Origin of the sequence: Burkholderia sp. BCC1998, assembly GCF_905339875.1 — a bacterium.
Classification (GTDB): domain Bacteria; phylum Pseudomonadota; class Gammaproteobacteria; order Burkholderiales; family Burkholderiaceae; genus Burkholderia.
In genome coordinates, this window is sequence record NZ_CAJPHE010000009.1 from 26,219 (window position 1) to 49,746 (window position 23,528).

At 60.4% G+C, this 23,528-nt stretch carries 18 protein-coding genes; 17 read left to right on the forward strand and 1 reads right to left on the reverse strand.

The window, feature by feature from the left end; all coding sequences use genetic code 11:
- Positions 1-960: 960 nt before the first annotated feature.
- Entirely contained in the window at positions 961-2,004 is a 1,044-nt protein-coding gene (locus tag U5A56_RS17435) for a GlxA family transcriptional regulator (RefSeq protein WP_321923627.1), read from the forward strand.
- Positions 2,005-2,072: 68 nt separating this feature from the next.
- Here the strand turns inward: U5A56_RS17435 and U5A56_RS17440 are convergent, their stop codons facing one another.
- Complete coding sequence (locus U5A56_RS17440; RefSeq protein ID WP_321811981.1) at positions 2,073-2,534, reverse strand: GDP-mannose mannosyl hydrolase; 462 nt, start codon at positions 2,532-2,534, stop codon at positions 2,073-2,075.
- 703 nt (positions 2,535-3,237) lie between these two features.
- Here U5A56_RS17440 and U5A56_RS17445 point away from each other — a divergent pair.
- The 16 genes from U5A56_RS17445 (at position 3,238) to U5A56_RS17520 (ending at position 23,503) form a co-directional block, all read left to right on the forward strand.
- Positions 3,238-3,495, forward strand: a complete 258-nt coding sequence (locus tag U5A56_RS17445) for a hypothetical protein (RefSeq protein ID WP_044846981.1) — start codon at positions 3,238-3,240, stop codon at positions 3,493-3,495.
- A 658-nt stretch (positions 3,496-4,153) separates the two neighbouring features.
- The gene (locus U5A56_RS17450; RefSeq protein ID WP_321923629.1) at positions 4,154-5,128 is read left to right on the forward strand and encodes a GlxA family transcriptional regulator; all 975 of its coding nucleotides are present in this window, start codon (positions 4,154-4,156) and stop codon (positions 5,126-5,128) included.
- Positions 5,129-5,217: 89 nt separating this feature from the next.
- Complete coding sequence (locus U5A56_RS17455) at positions 5,218-6,735, forward strand: mannose-1-phosphate guanylyltransferase/mannose-6-phosphate isomerase (RefSeq protein ID WP_321923630.1); 1,518 nt, start codon at positions 5,218-5,220, stop codon at positions 6,733-6,735.
- Positions 6,736-6,780: 45 nt separating this feature from the next.
- Positions 6,781-8,160, forward strand: a complete 1,380-nt coding sequence (locus U5A56_RS17460) for an undecaprenyl-phosphate glucose phosphotransferase (protein WP_124921554.1) — start codon at positions 6,781-6,783, stop codon at positions 8,158-8,160.
- 108 nt (positions 8,161-8,268) lie between these two features.
- The gene (locus tag U5A56_RS17465; protein ID WP_415749166.1) at positions 8,269-9,444 is read left to right on the forward strand and encodes a polysaccharide biosynthesis/export family protein; all 1,176 of its coding nucleotides are present in this window, start codon (positions 8,269-8,271) and stop codon (positions 9,442-9,444) included.
- A gap of 121 nt (positions 9,445-9,565) precedes the next feature.
- A complete protein-coding gene (gene gmd / locus U5A56_RS17470; RefSeq protein ID WP_124571952.1) occupies positions 9,566-10,684 on the forward strand; it encodes a GDP-mannose 4,6-dehydratase in 1,119 nt (372 codons plus the stop codon).
- A 4-nt stretch (positions 10,685-10,688) separates the two neighbouring features.
- A complete protein-coding gene (locus tag U5A56_RS17475) occupies positions 10,689-11,660 on the forward strand; it encodes a GDP-L-fucose synthase (RefSeq protein WP_321923632.1) in 972 nt (323 codons plus the stop codon).
- A 146-nt stretch (positions 11,661-11,806) separates the two neighbouring features.
- Positions 11,807-12,280 (forward strand): low molecular weight protein-tyrosine-phosphatase, encoded by a 474-nt coding sequence (locus tag U5A56_RS17480; RefSeq protein WP_321923633.1) that lies wholly within the window; start codon positions 11,807-11,809, stop codon positions 12,278-12,280.
- 88 nt (positions 12,281-12,368) lie between these two features.
- Positions 12,369-14,603 carry a polysaccharide biosynthesis tyrosine autokinase gene (locus tag U5A56_RS17485; RefSeq protein WP_321923635.1) on the forward strand — a complete coding sequence of 745 codons (2,235 nt, stop codon included), beginning with the start codon at positions 12,369-12,371 and terminating at the stop codon, positions 14,601-14,603.
- 55 nt (positions 14,604-14,658) lie between these two features.
- Positions 14,659-15,969, forward strand: a complete 1,311-nt coding sequence (locus U5A56_RS17490; RefSeq protein WP_321923637.1) for a hypothetical protein — start codon at positions 14,659-14,661, stop codon at positions 15,967-15,969.
- Complete coding sequence (locus tag U5A56_RS17495; protein ID WP_321923639.1) at positions 15,944-17,092, forward strand: glycosyltransferase; 1,149 nt, start codon at positions 15,944-15,946, stop codon at positions 17,090-17,092. The genes U5A56_RS17490 and U5A56_RS17495 overlap by 26 nt, the downstream gene beginning before the upstream one ends.
- Entirely contained in the window at positions 17,089-18,318 is a 1,230-nt protein-coding gene (locus U5A56_RS17500) for a polysaccharide pyruvyl transferase family protein (protein WP_321923641.1), read from the forward strand. The genes U5A56_RS17495 and U5A56_RS17500 overlap by 4 nt, the downstream gene beginning before the upstream one ends.
- Positions 18,315-19,526 carry a glycosyltransferase gene (locus U5A56_RS17505; protein ID WP_321923643.1) on the forward strand — a complete coding sequence of 404 codons (1,212 nt, stop codon included), beginning with the start codon at positions 18,315-18,317 and terminating at the stop codon, positions 19,524-19,526. Before U5A56_RS17500 ends, U5A56_RS17505 begins: the two co-directional genes overlap by 4 nt.
- Positions 19,527-19,550: 24 nt before the next feature.
- Positions 19,551-20,912 carry an O-antigen polymerase gene (locus U5A56_RS17510; RefSeq protein ID WP_321923645.1) on the forward strand — a complete coding sequence of 454 codons (1,362 nt, stop codon included), beginning with the start codon at positions 19,551-19,553 and terminating at the stop codon, positions 20,910-20,912.
- An 88-nt stretch (positions 20,913-21,000) separates the two neighbouring features.
- On the forward strand, positions 21,001-23,034 hold the full coding sequence (locus tag U5A56_RS17515; protein ID WP_321923647.1) for a hypothetical protein: 2,034 nt from the start codon (positions 21,001-21,003) through the stop codon (positions 23,032-23,034).
- Positions 23,027-23,503, forward strand: coding sequence for a hypothetical protein (locus U5A56_RS17520; RefSeq protein WP_321923649.1), 477 nt, complete (start codon positions 23,027-23,029; stop codon positions 23,501-23,503). The genes U5A56_RS17515 and U5A56_RS17520 overlap by 8 nt, the downstream gene beginning before the upstream one ends.
- Positions 23,504-23,528 lie beyond the last annotated feature (25 nt).

Below are 23,528 nucleotides of genomic sequence, written 5' to 3' on the forward strand. Positions count from 1 at the left end.
TAATCGCTGCACGATGAGCGAGATCGATGTGCGGGTCGACCGTCCGATCGAATGGTGTATGTAAAGCCTGTTCGACGACGCTTCACAGCGAGAGCAATCATCGCGACCGAAGTCATGCCGGCAGGAATTCGATTCCCGAGCGTGATTGGTTGAGGCGAGCGCCGCCAAGCGTCGGATGTCAACGCGCACGTCGTACGATTACACCCGTGACAATTCGTTTTCCTTAGCGATTGACAGGGCGATATCTCCGATTCGCGAGTTGCCGCATGCGCCTTCGTGCGATCGACGACCCGGCAAAGCATCACGATCGGCCGGCGGCAGAGTCGCATGTTCCGGAAATCGATGGCCCCGGTGATGTGACGCGCGGGCCGTGGCGCACGTCGGGTTTGATGTTACGAAATATTCGGGCATTCCCAGTCGTGAGGATTTGTCTGCCGAAATTCGGCTATCATCGGCAAATAATATTTCGAATGCATCTGGAAGAATTTGCTTAATATAGGCAAACGTTAAAGCGCTTGCCATCTATGATTTTTTCGTATCGCGCTTGCATGGTAAAGCGTGCAAGGTAATATCCCCTCCCGCAGAGGGAGGCATTGCGCATATTTTTTTGTCTCATCCCCTCCAGCCGTCGAGGCGGCGGACAACGCGAACGCGTCGATTCCTTATGACCAATGCTGTAAGGATCTGTAAGGAACTGAACGCATGTCCTATTTCCGGAGTGAAACATGCGCTGCTCGTTGTGTTGCAAAAATGTTTCGTCAATGATCTGGATCAAATCTCCATGACTTTGTGCCGTCACGCCAACTCCTATTCCTGATTATCAACAAATAATTGGTTCCATATCATCGCCTTGACTGATTCCGTCAACAATGAGGCGGGATCGGACACCGACGGATCGGCCGACGATTTAGCCGCATATGATGCGCTGCAGAAAATGCAAAAAATTGTTAAGAGGCCGAGATGATGCAAATAGCGCCGAACGAAACGACTACGGGGTTCAGAGTGAGTGGTGACCGGGGAAGAAGCGTCGGTCGTCGGCGGGACAGCGTCATCATCCTGCTGCTCGACGGATTTTCGATCATGCAAATGGGCCGGCTGGCCGCGGTATTCGAACTTGCAAATCAGCTCGAAGGCGTGAACGTCGCGTTTGCCGATCGCTATGAATTGCGGCTTTATTCCAGTCACGGCGGTGCCGTTCGTTCGTCGTCGGGTGTACAGATCTGGACGGAAGCGGCTCGTCCGCTCGATGCGAGCAATGTGCAGGCCATGTTCGTGCTCGGTGGACAGGGGCGGGCAAGCGGCCTCGACGATGCGTTCATCAGCTGGTTGCAGCATGCCCATCAGCGCGCCCGCGTGGTCAAGGGCGACAATGCCGGCGCCGAAATGCTGACGGCGATTCGCCTGAACCAGAAAGTTCCGGAAGTCGTGCCGCAGGCGGTGCTTGCCGTTGGCGGTACGGGCGAATCGGGGCAATCCGACGACGATGGCGAAGGCATGTTCGCGGCCGCGTTGTCGATCGTCGTGCGTGACGCCGGCTACGAAGTCGCGCAAGAGATCGTTTCGTACATGATGCCGGGGGCGAACCGGAAATTTGCGAGCGTCCTGTTCGGGGCGCAGGAGGCGCGAGCCAGTGAATTGATTCGCGCGGCCGCTCAGCATCTTCGAGCCAACAGTGCGAATCGCATCTCGATCGCCAATGCAGCGCAGGCCGCTGCGATGAGCGAGCGGAATTTCCTGCGGCGCTTCAAGAACGAAATCGGCGTGACGCCAACCGAATTCGTGCTGCGGGTGCGGCTCGAAAAGGCGTGCTCCATGCTGGTCGAGACGGATTTGCCCGCCGACAAGGTCGCGCGGCGGGTCGGTCTCGGCAGTGGAGACCGGCTGGCCAAGCTGTTCCGCCAGCATCTGTCGATGTCGCCGACGGAGTATCGCGCGGCCGCTCGGGACAGAATGTTCTCATCGGTTGGCGGCTCGGACATTCGCAACGGTACATCGTCGCTTTGATGCCCGCGCCGGGCTAACGACCGGCGTCGGGTAGTCGATTTGTCCGCCGGAGCAGCGTTCGCCCGATTTCAGGCGGACGTGCCGAAGTAAGTTCGCGTATTCGAATGGACCGTTTGATCGGCGACGATCTCGTCGGCGGTCGCCCATCGGTAGGCAGTGTGCTGGGCATTCGGCAGCGACACGAGGTCGAACGTGCCGCGGAGCTTGTATCCCATCACCACATAGTGCGTCGAGATGCCCGGTTCGCCGCCAAAGTTGTCTTCGTAGAGGTGATCGTAGATGCCGATCAGTTCGGCATCGGCACGCTCCAGACCGCTACATCCGAGTTCGTCGCGCGCGATGCGATTGAACGCATCGTCGAGACGCTCGTTCTTGCGAATCCGGCCGCCCGGCACGAACCAGAAACCCTGCGCGGGACGATTGACACGGTGACCGAGTAGATACGCGCCATCGCCGTTCGAGATGATCAGGTCGATCGCAACGAGCGGGGTTGCGTCGACGACGCGCAAGAAAGTGTCCAGCGGAAGCATGGCGGATGGGCTCCTGGAAGTCTGTCGAAGTGCATCGGCATCGTTGCGCGTTCGAGGCGACTCGGTCACGACGATGACATGCCGGCTTCGTCGATGAGCGAACGTTGAATGTCCGTCTGCACGCGTCTCATCATGGCCAGTCGAGATTTTTCTCGTCGGCCAAAACACCGAAGCAATCCGCCAATTGCAGGAAGCAAATCGGGCGTGACGGCGCAATGCCCGTCGAGAAACGTGTGCGCGTGCATCAATACACTTTCATTCGGCCATGATCGTGGTCGAAGCCGCCATCTCGTTTTGAAACGGTCGATTCGACGTTACGCTTTTGTCTGGCCTTTCGAGGAGACGCGTTCACCCCGGAACTCTCCTCGGAATTTTGCCTGCGTGCCGTGTGGCACGCAGGCCTTTTTATTCATCACGGGTCGAGCTGCGCGTACGGTGAATGTCAGTCGCCGTCGTTCGAGTCGTGAATCCGCAAGACGATCCGTGTGGCCTGGCTTCGAACATTACGAAGCAGTGCGAACATTGTTGCGCGCGCGTGGTGCTTCGCGTCGCGCGCCACCCGGAGGAAACGTACGGTAACCGGTTGGCGGAATCGTCGGATCAATTGTCATGTCCGGCATGCTGCATTGCAATGTACGCTATCGGCATCGAACCGCGCGCCATCTGATGCGCGGTATCTCGCCGAAAACGGAGCATCGCCGCCATGAACGTCGCGCTTCTTATCTTCTCGAGGATTTGCTTCGTCTGGATTCTCGTCTACCTCGTCTTCAGCACCGCGTCCGGCCTTTGGGCCGGCGCACGACATGGTCAGGGGCTGCTGCTGCTCGAATTTCAGTCGCGCCGGGCCCGCGGCTCGCGTGAGGTGGCGCGAGCTCGAATCTTGAAAAGGATGGCGCTGTCGGCGCTGTTCGCGCTACCCGTGGCGATTGCATCGCTCGTCGCGAGCGCGGTGATGTCGTAAACGGCCGGCTCGCGTGTGCGTCGTCATGCGGCTGGAGCGAGTACCGGCCGGCTCGAACTCGAAAAATACAAGAACTGAAGGGGCGGCGGATTGGTGCATCGCGTCGTCAGCGCGTTTCGCCAGGCGCCGGGCTGGCGGATCCGGGCTAATCGGCTATGCGCGGCACCCGTGGCCGAATACGACGCATCGATGCAGGCTGATCGTCAACGATGCCGATCGCGTTGCGCCACCGTACTGTCGAGTTCCAGGGCCGAATCGACTGCTCCACGACGTTGCCCGCCTGCACATGATCATGTCGCAACACATTGCTTGCTGTCGAAGTTCATGCACGAAGGTACCGCGCATCTGGCCGAACGCCTGACCGCCCGTGGGGCGCACCACGACGCTTCGATCACCGAACGACTGCCGTCGGATATCACTCGCTCGTCATGCGAGCACCGCTGTTTCTGCAAGCTCTTCGTCATCCGTTTCGCTGCCGCGAGGTAGTCGGAAACCGCCAACATTTGGCCGATCAGGGAATTCCCGCAGACTAATCCGACGACTGTTTGTTCGAATCGGCCAGTGTTTAAACGCCATTCGGCGCCCTCGGTATGATGCGTCGCAACGGAGTAAAAAACGACGACCGAAGTTGATTGGACTGATTGTCCGAGAGCACGCCATGACGCACACGAGTGTCGATCATTCGGGAGATGAAGCGGCAGAAGATGTTGGGGGAAAGCGGTCACGCAGGAATCGGGATATCGGCGTTGTCGTCTTCGACGGGTTCTCGTTGTTTGCGGCGGGCGCGGTATTCGAGGTGTTCGAAGTAGCCAATGAAATCTATGCGCCGCGCGCGACAGGGCTTCCGCTGTACGACATTCGCTTCTATTCGTCGAAAGGTGGAAACATCGTCTGGTCGTCGGCCATCAGCGTGCGGACATTCGCATGCGATGCGGGCTCGGCGCACGCATTCGATGCGCTATTCGTCGCGGGTGGCGAAGGTGCGCGGCGCGCGTCGCGCGACGCCCGGGTGATCGACTGGTTGCGGATCGTGCTGCCGAAGGCGGGCATGGTCGAGACGATCGGCGAAGGCAGGATGTTGATCGATGCGGCGCTGAATGGCTCGCACGTGATCGGCGCAGTGGATGCGGTGCGCGTGGGTCGCGGCGGCTACGAGCCGGCAAGAGCCGCATTGGCGCTCATCGAACGTGACCTGGGTGGCGACGCGGTGCGAGGCATTGCGGCGCGGCTCGCGCTGAGCGACGCATTCGAGCCGGCCGAGCAGGAGGGTGAAGTGCGCAATGGCACGCCTGCCGATCGGATCCGCGCGACGGCGAGCTGGTTGCGCAAGAACTTTGGAAGAGCCATATCCGTCAGCGATGCAGTACGGGTTGCTGCAATGAGCGAACGGAACTTCCTGCGGCATTTCAAGCAGGAAATCGGCGTGACGCCGTCCGAATTTCTGCTGCGGGTTCGCCTGGAGCGCACGGTGCAGATGTTGATGGAAACCGACTTGCCGATCGGCACGATCGCGCGGCAATGCGGGTGGGGGAACGGTGATCGACTGGCCAAAATTTTTCGGCGACACCTCGACGTGACACCCTCGGAATACCGGTTCCAGGCGCGCTCGGGCCAGACGGAACTGGAGTTGTAGAGAAGGCTGGATAAGCTTCGGCGAAGGGACGGAGCTCATTCCCGGATTTTCAGATCGAATTATTGCCTGAGAGAATAGGAGTGCAGATTATGTCGGCATCCATCGAAACAGAGCGCGGCGAAACAGGACCGACCGGCTCCGGTCGCGGCGACGCAGTCGACGTGAAGGTCAGCGTCGCGCCCGTCGTTCTCGCGGGCGGATCGGGGTCGCGCTTGTGGCCCATGTCGCGCGAACAGTATCCGAAGCAGTTGATCGGCGTACTGGGTGCGGATTCTCTGCTTCAGGCAACCGTCCAGCGCATGACGGGTTTTTCGATCGAAGCAGGCGATGTAGCGGCGCCCATCGTCGTTTGCGGCGACGAGCATCGTTTCGTCACGGCGGAGCAGCTTCGCGCCAGCGGGCTCGATGCCCGCGTCATCGTCGAGCCGGCCCGGCGCGATACGGCGCCCGCACTGACGCTGGCGGTCGCTGCCGCCAGTGCGGACGGGAGGGACGCGATCGTCGTCGCGATGCCGGCCGATCACGCCATTGCCGATACCGCCGCGTTTCATCGTGCGATCGCACTCGCGGTGGAGCACGCGCGGCGCGGCGCGATCGCGACGCTTGGCGTGCCGCCGACCCGGCCCGATTCGGGGTTCGGCTACATCAAGATCGGCGAGGCCCTTGGTGCCGGTGCGCACCGCATCGAGCGATTCGTCGAGAAGCCGGCCGCCGAACTCGCGGCGCAGTACGTCGAATCGGGCTCGTACTGGTGGAACAGCGGCATTTTCGTCGTGCGCGCGAGCGTCTGGCTCGACACGTTGCGCACGCTCCAGCCCGATATGCACGCCGCATGCCTCGCGGCACATGTGGACGGCAAGCACGATGGTCCTTTCTTCCGGCCGCATGAGGATGCCTTTCTCAAGTCGCCGTCTGATTCGATCGACTACGCGGTGATGGAGCGCCTCGTGTCCGACACGAGCCTGGTGGAGGGCGTGGTCGTGCCGCTCGATGCGGGCTGGTCGGATCTCGGCTCGTGGGATGCGGTTTGGGAGGCGCTCGACAAGGATGCGGACGGCAACGTCGGGCGCGGCAAGGTCGTGTTCGAAGGTGCGACGTCGAGCTTCGTGCATTCGGAAGGGCGGCTCGTCGCATGTGTCGGCATGACCAATGCGGTGGTGGTCGAAACCGCCGACGCGGTGCTGGTGGCGGACCGCTCGCGCGTCCAGGACGTGAAGGGCCTCGTGAACCGGATCCGCGCGCAACAGGCGCCGGAAGCCGATGCGCACCGGAAGGTGCGCCGCCCGTGGGGCTACTACGACTCGATCGATCACGGCGCCCGATTCCAGGTGAAGCGCATCGTCGTGCATCCGGGCGGACGGTTGTCGCTCCAGCTGCACCACCACCGTGCCGAGCACTGGATCGTCGTGAGCGGAACTGCGCTCGTTACCCGCGGCGACGAGCAATTCATGCTCGGCGAAAACGAGTCCACCTTCATTCCGCTTGGTGTGACGCATCGGCTCGAGAACCCGGGAAAGTTGCCGCTCGAGCTCATCGAAGTCCAATCGGGATCGTATCTCGGCGAGGACGACATCGTGCGGTTCGACGATACGTACGGGCGTGCGTAATGCCCCGATTCGACTGTGATCGTTGGCGTCAGACGGGAGATTGAAATGTTCGGTCTACAAGGCTTGATGGCTCGACTCGTGGATATCGCGTTGATCGTCGCCGGCTCGTTGCTTGCGTCGCAATTTCGCTATCAGACGGTTTCCGAGGGGCACTTCGACAGCGCACTCGTCACGTTCGCGATCGCGTTCACGCTGGTGCTGTTCCCGGTATTCGGCGTGTACGAATCGTGGCGGGGACGGTCGATGCTGAGGTTGAGCGGGAAGATCTCGCTCGCGTGGCTCGTCGTTCAGGCGTGCGGGATCGTGTTGATGTTCTCGCTCCATCGCTCGGACGTGATTTCCAGGCTGTGGTTCGTGTACTGGACCGCGATGACGGGGGGCGCACTGATCGCGTCGCGAATCGGCACGCATCTGTTTCTGCGCAGCGTTCGTCATGCGGGCATCAACCTGCGCAGCGTTGCGGTTGTAGGACACGCTCAGCACTGCCAACAGGTGGTTCGAAACATCGAGGAGTCGCCGGCGAGCGGATTCCGGCCGGCGGCTGTATTCGACCTGCGCCCCGTTACCGCGAATGCTTCGCATCGCTTGCCGGTATTCACGGAGCTCGATGCGTTCGCGCAGTTCGTCCGGGAGAACGGTGTCCAGGAAATCTGGCTCGCGCTGCCTTTGTCGGAGGAGGCGACCGTTCTGCGGTTCGTCAATACGTTCGGCGACGATCTCGTGAACATCCGCTTCATTCCCGACGTGCGCAGCGTCGCGCTGTTCGACGGCGCGATGATCGACCTCATCGGCGCGCCGGCGATCAATCTCGTGGCGTCGCCGCTGCCGCGTCATGCGATGTGGCAGAAGGAGGTGTTCGATCGCCTGTTCGCCGCAGTCGCGCTGGTGGCGCTGCTGCCGCTGATGGTGCTGATCGCCATCGCGGTGAAGTTGTCGTCGCGCGGGCCGGTGTTCTTCAAGCAATACCGCAAGGGTGCGGACGGGCGCAAGTTCCAGATCCTGAAGTTCCGCACGATGCGCGTGCACGCCGAACAGGCTGGCGTGGTCACGCAGGCGACGAAGAGCGACTCGCGCATCACCCGCGTGGGACGCTTTCTCAGGCGAACCAGTCTCGACGAGCTGCCGCAGTTTCTTAACGTGCTGCGCGGGGAGATGTCGGTGGTCGGGCCGAGGCCGCATGCGATCGAGCACGATCGGCTTTATCAGAAAGTCGTCGACGGGTACATCCATCGTTATCGGATCAAGCCGGGGATTACTGGTTGGGCCCAGGTGAACGGGTATCGCGGGGAAACCGATCGTCTCGAGAAGATGCAGAAGCGGGTCGAGTATGACCTTTATTACCTGCGGAACTGGTCGTTCGCGCTGGATATGCGGATCGTGTTGGCGACGGTGGCGAAGGGGTTGGTGAATGCGAATGCCTATTGATCTGATATCCCGGGGTTCGCGCGTTCAGATGGTTTCGAAATTTTCAACGTGCGTTGTGCAACGACGTGCGTCCAGGGCAAACGGATGAAACTTGCGGAAAGTGTTTTGATGATGACGACAACGAAGCGCAGCGAGCGTGAAAGGAATCGCTATCCGATCGGCCGCATGCCGGCGACGCTCCTGGTCGCATCATGCGCTGCACTGTCGGCTTGCACTTTCGCACCCGGCATGCGGATGCAAGCGCCGGCGTCGATTGCCGTCAGTGCAGCCGACACTCAGCATCCGGCCGCGCGAGCGGACGTACCCGTCACCGAAATTACGGTCGATCTGATCAGGCAGGTCAGGGCGCAGCGTCAGGAGGCTGGCACCCCCGAATATGCCGCGCTTTTTTCGAAGCCTGCCCCCTACCTGATCGGCCCGGGTGATGTCTTGCAAATCACGGTGTGGGATCACCCGGAGCTGGTCGAATCGCAAGGGCCCCAGCTTTCCACGCCGAGTTCGCGGCCGTTCGATCCCGCCCCGGGACACCTGGTGGATCAGAACGGCGACCTTCAGTTTCCGTATATCGGCAAGCTGCATGTTGCCTCGCTTCAACCTGAAGAGGTTCAGAAAAAGCTGACAGCCGGGCTGGCGAACGTGTTTCGCAATCCGCAGGTGACGGTACGCGTCGCATCGTTCCGGTCGAAGCAGATCTATGTGGACGGCGAAGTGCATACGCCCGGGGCGGTTCCGGTCAACGATGTACCGATGACGTTGTATGAGGCGGTCACGCGGGCCGGCGGATTCAGTTCCACGGCCGACCAGAGTCGAATGGTGCTCGTGCGTGGTGCGAAGTCTTATCCGATCAATCTCACGGCAATGCTCGCCCGCGGGGAGAATCCGGCGCATGTCGTGCTTCGCAACGGTGATCTGCTGCGCGTGCTGTCGCGCGATCAGAACGGCGTATACGTGATGGGCGAGGTCAACAAGCCGATGACGGCCCTGCCGATGCGGGACGGGTCGCTTTCGCTCAGCGACGCGATCTCGCAGGCGGGCAGCATCAACGTCAACACGGCCGACGCCGCCCAAATGTATGTGATTCGTGGCGCGTTGAATGCCGAGCCGCATGTCTTTCATCTCGACGCACGTTCGCCTGTTGCGATGGTTTTGGCCAACCAGTTTCAGCTTCAGCCGAATGACGTCGTCTATGTCGATGGCAATGGCCTGGTTCGCCTGAACCGGGTGCTCAGTCTGCTGTTACCTGCTGTGAATGCCGGACTGACGGCGGCGGTGGTGACGAAGTAATCGACGCGGAGCCGAACGGATGCGGCGGGCGTTCGCGGCATTTCATCGAGCGAGCGGTTCTGAAATTCAGCAGGACATTTGCAACCCCCCGGGCGACGAACAGGGGATGTGGAGTGAAAACATGACACGCAAGGTAGCGCTAATCACTGGTGTGACGGGACAGGACGGATCGTATCTGGCGGAGCTTCTGCTGGAAAAAGGTTACGAGGTGCACGGCATCAAACGCCGCGCATCGCTGTTCAATACCGATCGTATCGACCACCTTTACCAGGATCCGCATGTATCGGATCGTCGATTCGTGCTGCACCACGGCGATTTGACGGACTCGACGAGCATCGTGCGCATCGTCCAGCGCGTTCAGCCCGACGAGATCTATAACCTTGCCGCACAAAGCCACGTCGCCGTGTCGTTCGAGGAACCGGAGTACACGGCGAACGCTGACGGTATCGGCGCGCTGCGCGTGCTCGAGGCGATTCGCATCCTGTCTCTCGAGGAAAAGACGCGCTTTTACCAGGCGTCGACATCGGAGCTCTACGGGCTCGTCCAGGAGACTCCGCAGCGCGAGACGACACCGTTCTACCCACGCAGCCCGTACGCCGTCGCCAAGCTTTACGCGTACTGGATCACCGTGAATTATCGCGAAGCCTATGGCCTCTATGCATGCAACGGCATTCTTTTCAATCACGAATCCCCAGTGCGCGGTGAAACCTTCGTGACGAGAAAGATTACCCGCGCACTGTCGCGAATCGCGGCGGGCCTGCAGGATTGCCTGTATCTCGGCAACCTGTCCGCCCTGCGCGACTGGGGGCATGCGCGCGACTACGTCGAGATGCAATGGCTGATGCTCCAGCAGGAGCAGGCGGAAGACTTCGTCATTGCGACGGGAATCCAGCACAGTGTTCGAAAGTTCGTCGAATGCGCGGCGCGCGAATTGGGGATTGTTCTGCGTTTCGAAGGATCGGGTGTCGATGAGATTGCCATTGTGGATGCGGTCGAGAATGCCGATCTCAAGGTCAAGCAAGGCGACGTGATCGTGCGTGTCGATCCGCGCTACTTCCGTCCGACGGAAGTCGAAACGTTGCTCGGCGATGCCACGAATGCGCGAAAGAAACTCGGTTGGACGCCCAAGATTTCGTTCGAAGACCTGGTAAAGGAAATGGTCCGTGCCGACTATCAGGCGGCAAAACGCGATGCATTGATCAAACTGGCCGGTTTCACGGCATTCGCATACAACGAGTAACGAAATGGGCGAACACATCAAAGTATTCGTCGCGGGCCACAATGGCATGGTCGGACGTGCGATCGTCCGCCGGCTGTCGGCAATGAAATCCTGCACGGTCGTCACTCGCACGCGAGCGGAACTCGATCTCGCTGATGGCGACGCGGTCGAGGCGTTCTTCCAGAGCGAGGCGATCGACCACGTGTACCTGGCGGCGGCCAAGGTCGGCGGAATCCAGGCCAACGCGGTGTATCCGGCCGATTTCATCTATGACAATCTCATGATCGAGGCGAACGTCATTCACCATGCGTATCGCGCAGCCGTTCACAGGCTGATGTTCTTCGGCTCATCATGCATTTATCCGAAATTCTCCGAGCAGCCGATCCCGGAACACGCCCTGCTCTCCGGGTATCTCGAGCCGACCAACGAACCGTATGCGATTGCCAAGATAGCAGGACTGAAGCTGTGCGAGAGCTACAACAGGCAGTATGGCACCGACTTTCGCAGCGTCATGCCGACCAACCTGTACGGTCCGGGCGACAACTACCATGCGGAGAACAGCCACGTCGTGCCGGCGCTGATACGCAGGATGCATGAAGCCAAGACAAGCGGCAGCGCATCGGTGACGGTCTGGGGCAGCGGGAACCCTAAGCGCGAGCTGCTCTACGTGGACGATCTCGCGACTGCAGCCGTGGCCATCATGCAGATCCCGGCGGAGCAGTGGAACCAGGCGAGACGGCCACCGACCGCGCATATCAACGTTGGCACCGGCGTGGACCTGTCGATCGCCGAGCTGGCTCGGACGATTGCCAATGTCGTCGGATTCGACGGCGAGATCGTCTTCGACACGTCGAAGCCGGATGGCACTCCCCGGAAGCTTCTCGATGTGGGCGAACTCCATGCGCTCGGAATATGCGCGACGACCGGCCTCGAAGAGGGGCTGGCCATCGCGTACGAGGATTATCAGGCGAGATACGCGGAATTCGCGACGTCGTAGAGCGCAGCGTGCGGCCAGCGTGCCGGGATGGCCAAGGTCGCGTGACATCGTGCGCCTCTCGCTGCCTCGGACCATTTCCATCGTGATGTATCTGACGTGTCGCAGTGGGCGTCCGGCGTAACTCAGGACGATACCGGGAAATATCGATGATTCGGTCCATTTTGGTTGTCTGTATCGGAAATATATGTCGCAGCCCGATGGCCGAGGCCATGCTGGCGAGCGAGCTACCGGATTGCATCGTGCAATCCGCGGGTGTGGGCGCGCTGGTCGGGGAGCAGGCGGACCCACTCGCTAGGGAATTGATGCGGGCGAGAGGCTTCGACATCGAAGGTCATCGTGCAAAGCAACTACTGCGCTCGCATTGCATGCACGCCGATCTGGTGCTCGTTATGGACATCGAGCAGAAGCGCTATGTCGAACGATTGAATCCCCTGTCGAGAGGGCGGGTGTTTCGCCTGCGGGAATTCGGCGATGCCGATATTCAAGATCCGTTCAGGCGCGGTCGCGAGGCGTTCGAGGCGGCACTCGACTCGATCGAACAAGGCGTGAGCGAGTGGTCGGAAAGGATTGCGAATTCCAGCCGGCGCGTCACGGAACCGGATGCACTGCAGACGCGCTGAGCGGCTGGCATCCCGGCAAGGCCGGTGAAGGGAATGAAAGGCCCCGATTCGGACACGTTTCAGCAACTCAACCAATTGAACCATGCCCATGCAAGAAGCAGATGAATTCCTGTCCAAGCAACGCAGTTCCTCAGCCGAGGAAAGCACGAGTCTCGGCGAGCACCTGGCCGCGCTGCTGGAATATAGGAACGTAATTCTCGCGTTCGCGCTCGGTGCAGCGTTGCTGGGCGCCGTGTATGCGTTGATCACGAAACCTACCTACGAGTCGAACATCCTGGTGCAGGTCGAAGAGAACGGCAATTCGATCGGGTCGGCTCTGGGCGATCTGGCAAGCATGTTTGAACTGAAGACCGCTGCTACGACGGAGATCGAGATTCTGAGGTCGCGCATGATCCTCGGTCCTACCGTGGATGCAGTACATCTGGATATCGACGCGAAACCGATCTATTTCCCGCTGTTCGGCCGTTTCCTCGCGTCACGGGTGCCGGCGCCTGTCGAGGGAGCGCCACGCCTGAACCTGCCTTCCTTCGCATGGGGGAACGAGGCAATCGAAGTCACGCAGATGGAGGTGCCGTCGCAGTACAACGGTCGCATCTGGACGGTGACTGCGCTGCCGAACGGCCAGTACAGCCTGCGTTCGCCCGACGACGAGGCGGTGGTGGACCATTGCGACGTCGGCAAGGTGTGCCGTGCGTCGGTTCCGGGCGGTGTGGTCACGGTGACAGTCGAGCGCCTCGTCGGTCGGCCGGGGACGCGATTCCAGCTCGTTCACTCGAAGCGTCTCGATGTCATCACGCGACTTCAGAAGTCTCTCAACATCTCGGAGCAGGGGAAAGATTCCGGCATCATCAGCACGGTCTGGCGCAGCGACGATCCGCACAAGACCCAGGCGGTGCTGAACGAGATTGCGCGGCTGTATGTCAAGCAGAACGTCGACAGAAAGTCGGCGGAAGCCGACAACATGATTCGGTTCCTCGACCGCCAGTTGCCGGGGTTGAAGGACAATCTGACGAAGGCGGAAACGAAGTACAACAATTACAGGACGAAAAATACCATCGTCGATCTGCCCGTCGAGGCGCAGAGCTTGCTGAATCAGATCGTGCAGGCGGAGGTTCAGAAGAGCCAGCTTGTGCTTCAACGTGACCAGCTGCTTCAGCGTTTCACGCCGCAGCATCCGAACGTCGACGCCGTCAATCGACAGCTCGATACCGTCAACGCTCAGATCGCCGGATTCAACCAGCGACTGAAAGCGATTCCGGCCAATGAGCAGGATACCGTCGGCCTCGCTCGTGACGCGATGGTGGCTCAGGAAATCTATACCACGCTGCTCAACAACGTCGAACAATTGAGGGTGCTGAAGGCGGGCAAGACCGGCAACGTCCGTCTGCTCGACGGCGCGGAGCTGATTACAGTGCCGGTATGGCCGCGTCCCGGCCTGATCATCCTCGTGGCCACGACGCTCGGCATATTCCTCGGGTTGGTCACCGCCTTCGCGTTCAAGGCGTTGCGCAGCGGCATCGAGGATCCGGCCGAAGTGGAAGACAAGTTCGGGATTCCTGTCTATGCGACGATTCCGCATAGTGAGCAACAGTCGACGTTCGGACGAATCGAGAGATCGGGCGGCAGCGATACGCCGTTGCTGGCCAAGACCGCACCGACCGACCTCGCTGTCGAAGCCATTCGCAGCTTGCGCACCGCACTGCAGTTCGCTCAATTCGACGCAAAAAACAACATCCTTATGCTGACCGGACCAGCCCCGGGCGTGGGCAAGTCGTTCATTGCCATCAACCTCGCGGCACTGATGGCGAGTACCGGAAAGAGAGTACTGCTGATCGACGGCGATCTTCGTCGCGGCTACCTGCACCGCTACGTCGGGGCGACGCGAGGGCGCGGATTGACTGAATTGATCAGATCAGGTGGGGATGCCGGCGAATTCATTCAGCGCGACACGCTCGTGAAGGGTCTTGACTTCATGCCTACCGGCGAACTGCCTCCGAATGCGGCCGAGCTGCTGCTGCATCCCAACTTCGAAAAAGTGTTGAATCATCTGTCGTCCCGATACGACAACGTCATTGTCGATACCCCGCCGGTGCTGGCCGTCACGGACCCCGCCATCGTCGGCCGCTACGCGGGTGTGACGCTGCTGGTGTTGCGCTTCGGCGCGAATCCGCCGCGAGAAGTGGAAATGGCAATCAAGCAGTTGCGCCAGGGGGGCGGGACACTGAAAGGTGTGATCTTCAACGACCTGCCGCTGAACACCGGGGGGTACGCATACGGGAAATACAAGTACGCGTACCAGTACGAATACGCACCGCGGCAATGATTCCAAGACCGGGCACGGACGACACGCCTTGCCCGGCTATCGATTCGAACCCACCATGTCGGCACAACGCATCATCAAGGCATTTCTCGCTCACGGTCTCGGACAGGCCGTGAGTGTTTTCGCCCAGATCGTATCGGTACCCCTGTTTTTGTCGGTGTGGGGCGCAGCGAAATACGGGGAATGGATTCTCATTTCGACGATTCCTACCTACCTCGCGTTGAGTGACCTGGGCTTGTCGACCGTTGCGGCTAACGAGATGGACCAGCGGGCGGCAGTCGGAGATCACGAACGACTTCAGGTGATTTACCGGACGCTCGCTGCCACGGTCGCCATGTTCGTGCTTATCGTGCTGATCGTGTCGGGCGCGGCGTGGTGGATCCTGGGCGCTGGCGGCCACGTGTTCCGGTACATGTCGGGGGACGAGGTCAGGTTCGTCGCGCTGATTCTGATTGGAGACGTATGCCTGAGCGTGATGTATGGCCCCCAGACAGCCGCGTTGCGAAGTGCCAATTGCTATGCGCTGTCCGTCGGTATTCTGAATGTGACGCGCTTTGTCGCGCTGGCGTTCGGGTTGATCGCGCTGGTGATATTCAAGACACCGATCGCGGTTGCCACCGGCATGCTCGTCGCGCGCATTGCCGGCTTCGCCGCGCAGCAGATCGTGAAGAAGCGCTATTGCTCTTGGGCCACGCTGCTTCCATTGACGATCGACTGGGCGTGGCTCAGAAAATCGCTGGTTCCGTCCTTGGCGTTCCTCGGATTCCCGCTCAGCAACGGACTGAATTTCCAGGGAATCCTTTGGGTGATCGGGACGGCACTCGGTCCGGCGCAGGTGGCGGCGTTTTCCACGATGCGAACGCTTACGCGAGTAGCCGTGCAAATGATGAACCTGTTGTCAAACTCGGTCTGGTCGGAAGTGTCGAAGCTTGCCGCCGTCGGCAGAAAGGGCGACGTCATACGTATCAAGCGCAGACTGACGATTGTCACGATGGCTGTCGCGGGCACGGTCGGTATCGCAATGAGCGCGTACGGAGAGCGGTTTTATGCAGCTTGGACGGGCAAGCACGTCGTTTTCGATTCGACGCTGTTCGACATCCTGTTGCTGTCGATGGTCGCGAATTCGATGTGGCAATCGGCTTCCATCTTCGTGATTGCGATCAATCGCCATATCCGCTTTGCGTTCGCGTATCTGCTCGCCGCCAGCATTGCGATCGTCGCCGGACTGTTCGCCGTGCGCCATGGGGGACTCGTATCCGTCGCGATCTGTCTGCTGGGGCTCGACGTATTCCTGGTTCTCTTCGGCGAATACGAGGTATTTCAAGAGTATCGCGAGAAGGAATATGAAGGTTCTGTTCTTGATCGGTAGCATCGGCGATTACCATACCGCGCGCTTGAACGATGCGGAGCGCCGTCTCGTGCAGGCAAACGTCGATTTTCGCGTGCTGGTGATGAATCGCAAATCGACGGATTACCTGCATCGAGACGCACAGCGCTCCGGATGCGATGCACCGGAAAGCGGCTGGCGGTACGTGACGAAGGAACGCGCGCGGTACACGCGGCAGCTATTCCTAGCGTGCCTGTTCAGGGAGATCGTTCGTGAGAAGCCGGACATGATCGTGACCATCGGATACAACTTTCCATATTCGATCGTCGGGCTGATCTACCGGTGGTTGGCGCGCCGCACGAAAATCGTGTTTTGCGCCGACAGCAAGTTCGACGACGGTGTGCGCCGGCCGGGCCGCGAGCTGCTCAAGGCCCGGCTTGCGTGTCTGTATGACGGTGCGATCGTGGCAGGGCGCCGGCAACGTCAGTACTTCCAGTTCCTCGGCATCCCGGCGGAGCGCGTCCGCGTCGGTTACGACGTGGTCGACAACAGCCGGTTCACGAAAGCCGCCGCGGCGGCCCGCCTGCGGCCCGACGAGCTTCGCACGCAGATGGGATTGCCGGAAAAGTACATCGTTTGCGTGTCGCGGCTGGTAGCCCGCAAACGTGTCGACAAAGTCATCGACGCGTACGCGCGATCGCGGGCAAGGACGATCGGTGTCTCGCTGCTAATCATAGGCGCCGGTGAACTCGAGGCGTCGCTGCGCGCGCGCTGCGAGCGCCTCGGAATCGCGCGCGACGTCGTGTTCAAAGGGCTGGTTCCCAATCAGGACATGCCGGTTTTCCTGTCGCTTGCCAATTTCATGATGCTCTTGAGTGACTATGACCAGTGGGGACTGTGCTTGAACGAGGCGCTCGCGTGCGGGACGCCCGTATTGTGCAGCGACGGCTGCGGGGCTGCGCACGAACTGGTCCGACACGGCGAGAACGGGTTCGTCACGGATGGATCGGATGCAGACATCGACCGCGGCGTCGCGACACTGCTTGACGACGAGAAGCTGTCCGCGCTCAGGCGAAACTTTCCGTGGAATCTCGATGACTGGAATTTGCAGCGGTTTTCCGAAAATGTGTTGAACTTCGCGAACGGGTTCTCGAAATGCAAGTGAATCATGTCGTTGTGGCCAATGTTTTTGGCGCGGTGAACAAAGGCGATGCGGCGCTCATCGAGGTGTGTATCGACGAAATCCTCGAAGCCTATCCGAACGCGTCTCTCAGCGGTATCGCATACCAGCCGTCGACGCAACGCGCCCATCTGCCGCGGGTAACGTGGCACGAGCGGCTCGGGAACTGCGTATCGAAGCACGTGTGGCGCCGCCGTCTGTGCAATGTCGTTCGCCAGGGCATCACGATCTGCTATGTAACGTTGCGGCGACCGTGGCTGCTCGGCCGGCTGATTCCGGTCGAGCAACGACGTGCCATCGATGCGCTCGGTATAGCCGATGTCGTCGTCAGTTGTCCGGGGGGGTATCTTGAGGATTCCAATCCGTCGTACTACGCCAACCTGATCCAGATCTGGGCGGCTTCGAAATTCGGCGCCACCGTGGTTCTGGCGCCGCAGAGCGTCGGTCCGATCCGCTCCAGGCGCGGCCGGTGGTTTGCCGCAAAGGTGCTCGCGAAAGCGTCCCTCATCTGCGTGCGGGAAAGCGAGTCGTACCATTTTGTCGTCGAGACGCTCGCGTTGCCGGCAGCGCGGGTGGCCAGAACGGGCGATCTTGCTTTTTGGCATGCAGCGACGCCGGCCGCGACCGCATCGATGAAAGCGGAACTCGGAATTGAGCCGGACGAGCCTTATATCGCTGTCTCGGTGATCGAATGGGCGTTTCCGCTCGCCGCTGACCAGGCGCAGGCCAAGGAACGGTATGTGCGCAACTTGTGTGAGTTGCTGAATGTCCTGCACGACACGCTGGGCGTCCGGATCGTCATCGTCAACCAGGTCGCGGCCGATCTGCCGGTGGGCCGCCAGATCGCTGAACGGTGTCCCGGATTCGTCATCCTGGATCAGAAGGATCGACCCGTGGCCGACGTCAGGAGCATCATCGCCGGCGCCTCGGTATTTCTGGGTAGCCGCTTTCATTCATGCATCTTCGGCCTGTTGGCAGGGCGGCCGCTCGTGGCGCTCTCCTACCTGCCCAAAACGAGCGGCATCATGACGGACCTCGGCCTGAGCGCCCGCGTTCACGATATCGACGGGTTCAATGTGAACGAGGTCGCGAGGACGATGATTGCCGACTATCGGGCGCCGTCCCGGGGGCAGGAGGAGATCGACCGTGCGGTCGAGCGCTATCGTCGCCTGTATCCGCGGTTTGCGGATCTCCTGCGGGAGGCCGCGTGACTCGGACGGTCGAACTCCATCATGACCAGGCGCCGGGCCATCAGGTCGGATTCGTAACGGCGTCCGCGTCCAGAACCGGTGGCGGCCTGTTCGACGCGGTACGTGGCCTTGCACTCGCGCTCCCGTCGAAGGGGTTCGTACCGCGCGTATTCGCACTGAACGATACGAACACCAACAGCGATCTTCCGCAATGGAGAGGGACGCAGGTGACGACCTGCGACGCGGTCGGTCCCGCGATGCTCGGCTACTCCCCGGCCTTGCGTACTTCGCTGCTGGCATCCGATGCCGACATCGTCCACACGCACGGAATCTGGATGCACCCGTCGGCGGATGTCGTCGCATGGAATCGGCGTCGACGCAAGCCCTACGTCATCTCGCCGCACGGCATGCTCGATCAGTGGATCCTGAATCGTTCCAAACTGAAGAAGTGGATTGCGCTCGCCGCCTATGAACGTAGCCATCTGAATCGCGCTGCCTGCTTTCATGCACTCAATCGCGAAGAGGCGGATGCGATCCGGGCCGTGGGTCTGAAGCAGCCGATCGCCGTCGTGCATAACGGTGTGGCGATTCCGGAACTGGAAAACCCCGGGTTGCCGTCCTGGTGGACCGGTGAACTGGCATCCAGGAAACTGCTGCTCTACTTCGGACGGTTGCATCCCAAGAAGGGCCTGGAGAACCTGCTGACGGCCTGGAAGGATCGCGTCGTGGCGAATTCGATTAATGCCCGTTGGAATCTGATCGTCGGTGGCTGGGGGGATCCTTCCTACATCGGTAAATTGCGCGGCATGGTCAGCGAGGGCGTAAACGGCGACGGTGTCCATTTCATCGGCCCGCAATTCGGCCAGGACAAGGAAAAAACCTACGCAGCTTGCGATTGCGTGATCCTGCCGTCATTCAGCGAAGGGTTGCCGATGGTGCCGCTCGAAGCATGGTCATTCCGAAAACCGGTCGCGCTGACGCGCGAATGCAATCTGTCGATCGGATTTTCCCGACACGCCGCATTCGAGATTCTCAACTCGGTTGAGGGATTGCGGGCCTTCCTTGACGAACTGAATGCCACCGACGATGCGAGGCTCGTTGCAATGGGCAATGGAGGGAGGGCGCTGGTCGAAAGTCATTTCACATGGAATGTCGTTGCCACACAGATGGCCGACGTTTATGGCTGGCTGATGGGGCTTCGCGAGAAGCCGTCTTGCGTGATCGAGTGAGTATGCGACCGGCGAAGAGATGACATGGAAATCATAGGCTATATCGCGGTAATCAATCTACTGTGCTGGGGCATGTGCTTCGCCTTCGTCATGGCGATGCGCATGCCCATTTATCATCCGATTTTCCTTTACCTGATCTATCACTTCCTGGGATATGTCATACGCCCGATCAACATTTATCTGATCGGCAAATCCCTGCTGTGGAACACCATCGGGTTGACGCCATCGGACGGAACGCTCTGGCTGACGTGCCTCAATATCAATTGTGCGCTGCTCGCCGCGGTCATCCTGCCGGCGCTTGTGGAACCGCGCAATCTTCGACAGCTGATGATTCCGCCGACCCGCCTCGTCATCACCGACAAGGTACGATTTTTCGCGGCTTTGATCGTTCTCGTTGCGCTCGGCTTGTATTCGACGCACGTCGCGTACGGGACGGCCGGCATTGATTCGGTCCAATCGTTCGAAGTGCAGGTCGATTCGAATGGCGGGCAACGCCTGGTGGGCGTGTCCGGCTATCTGATGGCGTTTGCGGAATTCATTCCGGCAGCGCTGCTGATCCTGATCCTCGCTTATGGCGTGACGCCGCCGATGGTTGCAGGGATCGGCGCATTCGTGCTGTTGCGCATACTGGTTGGCGCACAGCGCCTGTCGTTCGTCATCGTCGTGCTGAGCGCATTGACCATCGGGTTGATGCGGCGTGGTCGCCGCAGCTTCGCGATGAAGACGATCATTATCGGCGTTTGCCTGATCCTCGTATTCGACGTAGTCGGGTCGGATCGCCTCGCTGCGCGCAAGATTCTGACGGGTGACACGAGCATTTCGGAGATCGTGGATCGATATCAGAAGTCGAGAGCGGTTGGTGCCGGAACGAGCGACTTCCAGGAGTTCGACGTGTCGTCGGCAATTTACGAGCTGGTACCGGAAAGAACGGGGTTCAACTGGGGAACGCAGTACCTGCGGCTGCTCGTATGGCCGATTCCTCGCGCGATCTGGCCTGACAAGCCGACGACGACGCAAAGAATCAACCTTCTGAAATATGGGAATTTCTTTGCGCTGACCTGGTCGTTGCATGCCGACCTGTATTCGATATTCGGATTCCCGTCGCTGGTCGGCGGAATGTTCGTGGTTGGTCTGTTCCTGTACCGGTTTCATCACCGTGTCACGTATACGGCGAGTCCGAAACTGTTTGCGTCATACTGGATTTTCAATGGCTATATCTCGACGCTGTTTCGCGATGGCGGTGTGCCGATGGCGTATTTCTTCGGGTTCTCGTTCGTTGCCGTCTATATTCTGGTGACCGCGGGCAAGATCAGAATGGCGCGGATTCGAGCGCCGGCAGCCACTGCGGACACGGTACGTCCGGGCGCGGTCGGTTCGGTGGCATGAAGCGAATCGACCGGTATGAACCGCGAAAAGCGTCGCGTCTGCGAGCATTTCCAGGCATGGCCACGAATCAGATACCGGAGTCGACATCGTGAAGCAATCGAGGCGTGCGTTCCTGAAGCTGATTGCATCCACCGCGGGCGCGGAAGCGATTCCAGGCGACGCCGGTGCATTCGAACGGCGCCCGGGGCCATCGGTCCGTGAAGTAATCGATGCCGCAGCATACGGAGTATCGGCAGATGCGTCCGCGGAACAGAATTCCAGGGGCTTACTGCGGATTCGCGAGAAGATGCGGGGCGCAGACACCGCATTCGATCTCATCTTGCCGGACGGGAGGCTGAATATCCTGACCGGCAGGTGGCTGCAAGGTGTCGCGGACGTGCACGTACGAGGTGGAAGAGGCACGCAATTGTGCAATGTCGGGACGTCGCAATCGACGACCGAACGCGTACCGCTCATTATCAACCAGGACTACTTTCTTGATCACGCCGGCTCGATACCCGGCTTCGGCGAGTTCGTCAACGGCGACCGTATCGGATCGGTGGCCGCCGGCACATCGCACGTTCGGTTGTCGAGCGCCGATGCCGCGTCGAAATATCGGGCGGGCATGCCGGTCTTGGTCTACGGCTTCAACCAGGACTCGCAGGGCTACCCGCCGTCGATTCGATATTTCGAGCGGAACACGGTCGCGAAAGTCGGTGCCGACTCCGTCGAGCTTGCCGTGCCGCTCCGGAACGCCTACGACGCCCGTTGGGCCGATATCGTGCAGAACGGCGACGAGGCGTATCGTGCGGCCGATGCGACGGGCGCCGCGCGCATCCTGAGCCTGGATAGGGCTGGTTTTCGCGTCGCCACGCGCATCGTGCTCGACGATCTGGAATTCCTGTCCTCGCGCGATCGCCGCGACGCCGATGTCAGTTCCCTCGACGGCAGCCTGTACGCATTTTCTTCAGACCTGATCGTATGCAATCGCGTCCGGGTCAATGGCTATTTCTATCCGTCCGCCAGTGGAACCATCGTCGTCAACGACTCGTACATCCGCTTCGTTGAGAACGACAAACTCGTTGACAGGATCGAATACAACCGCTGCCGGATCGGCTTCTTTTCGAACGGTCCGGCGGTTAACCAGATCGTCGTGAACGATTCGACGATAGAAGAACCCATTCCGATCGTCAGCTGCCGCAACGTCGAGTTCAATGACGTCACGTTCGTTGGAGCGAGACGGGCGGCGAGCGCGTTCGTGACGCTCAGTTTCTCTACGCCGATGGAGTCGGTCGTGTTCAATCGACCCAGGCTGGTTCCCGCCCAGGGCACCCTCATGCCGCTGACAACGGGAGGCGGCGTCGTCAGGGTCAAGGTGACCGGAATGAGATCGGGCGTCTTGTATACCGATTTCTCCGGAATCAACGACCCGGTGCCACGTGGATTGACGATCGGCTCCGTGCTTCGAAACGAAAGCGGTCAACCGCAATTCGATGTGACGGGGATATGGCTCGAGAGCGGCCGCACGGCAATCGGCGTCAAGGCGCGAGAATCCGCGGTGACGGTGCGGGTCAATCAGGTATTGATGGCCAACATCTGCAAGCGTTTGACGATCGTCGATCCGGCTATCGTCGGGGCGCAATCCGATATGGAAGCCCGATTTTCGAGCCCACGAAGTATCTCGGAAGCGTCGTTTGATGTTGCCGTTCAATTGAATGCCGACGACGCGCGCATTCGCGATGCTCACCACGACGATGACGCCATCGACGTCGGATTCGACTTCGGCGGCGGCGCTCGTCAACGTCCATTCGATCTTACGATCCATCGGCGAGCACGCGAGTTGGCCGTAGAAATCGGCGACGCGCATGCGACCGCTGGAAGTGAATCCAGCGCAACGCTCATGCTGACGGGACTGGATTACACCGGCCGCCCGGTGTGGCGAGGTGCCGTCGACATGTCGGCGCCGGGTATACGGACAATCGGTGAGCACCACGTGCTGGGGATGTTGCGCGACCAGCTAACTGCTTTGCCGAACGTCCGAATCGTGCGATTGAGAGTCGTATGCAATGCCGGGCGTTCGGCGTTGGCGACGCACGTGAATATCAAAATTCTGCTGACCGATGAGGTGAATCGAGATGAATGAGGCAAGCGGGATGTTCAACGGACGAAAGACGATACTGCTTCTGTGTGCCGTGTCGATCGCGGCGGCGGTAATGGCGCCGACAACGTCGCTCGCAACCTGTGCATTGCCCGGGTGTCACGGGCAGCCGGGATCCAGCGGCGCCGAGACACAGGCACGCGCGATCTATGGCGACCCGGCTGGAGACACGTTGAAAGGAAACTCGGGAAGTTATCGGCAATCCGCATCGGATGCGAGCGAATTGCGGACATTCGCGACGGCGGCCGCCGGCGCGAAGAATCCGTACGCAGCTGACCTGGAGCGGATGGGGTACGCGCGCGGCAGCATGTACTCGGGAATGGGCACCGGTTCGGTATCGAGCCTGCGCTCCGCGCGGCATGCCGGGATGGGGAAGTCGGTCGCCGGCATGCTTCCGGGAGTGCAGGGCTTATCGGTCGGGATTCCCGGCGCCGCATCGAGGATCAGCCGGTAAGATCAGCCCATCAATGCGTACCGGG